At 73.5% G+C, this 562-nt stretch carries 1 protein-coding gene; it reads left to right on the top strand.

Going from position 1 to position 562, the window contains the following annotated elements; genetic code table 11:
- A partial coding sequence (locus tag GVL03_RS19275; RefSeq protein WP_159502578.1) for a phosphoenolpyruvate carboxylase occupies window positions 1–562 on the top strand: 562 nt, incomplete at both ends.

Raw genomic sequence — 562 nt, 5'->3', positions numbered from 1 at the left:
GACCTGGAGCGCGCGCTCGGCAGCCATCCGGTGGCGAGCTTCCTGCGCATGGGCCAGTGGATCGGGGGCGACCGCGACGGCAATCCCAACGTCAGCGCCGACACGCTCTCGCTCGCGCTGCGGCGGCAGGCCGAGGTGGCGCTGCGCCACTACCTCACCGAGGTGCACTATCTGGGCGGCGAGCTGTCGCTCTCGGCGCGGCTGGTGCAGGTCTCGCCCGAGATGCAGCAGCTGGCCGAGCGCTCGCCCGACACCAGCGAGCACCGGCAGGACGAGCCCTACCGCCGCGCGCTCACCGGCATCTATGCGCGCCTGGCGGCCACGCTGCGCGAGCTGACGGGCGGCGAGGCCGCGCGCCATGCCGTGGCGCCGCAGAACCCGTATACGGATGCAGGAGAGTTCCTGGCCGACCTGCGCGTGATCGAGGCCTCGCTGCGTTCGCACCGCGGCGCGCCGCTGGCCGCGCAGCGCCTGCACCCGCTGGTGCGCGCGGTGGAGGTGTTCGGCTTCCATCTCGCCACGGTGGACCTGCGCCAGAGTTCCGACCAGCACGAGCGCGTGG

It is taken from the genome of Microbacterium sp. 18062, assembly GCF_902706225.1.
Lineage (GTDB): Bacteria > Actinomycetota > Actinomycetes > Actinomycetales > Microbacteriaceae > Microbacterium.
Note: the sequence above shows the minus strand (reverse complement) of the source record. Positions and strands in the feature narration are given on the sequence as shown.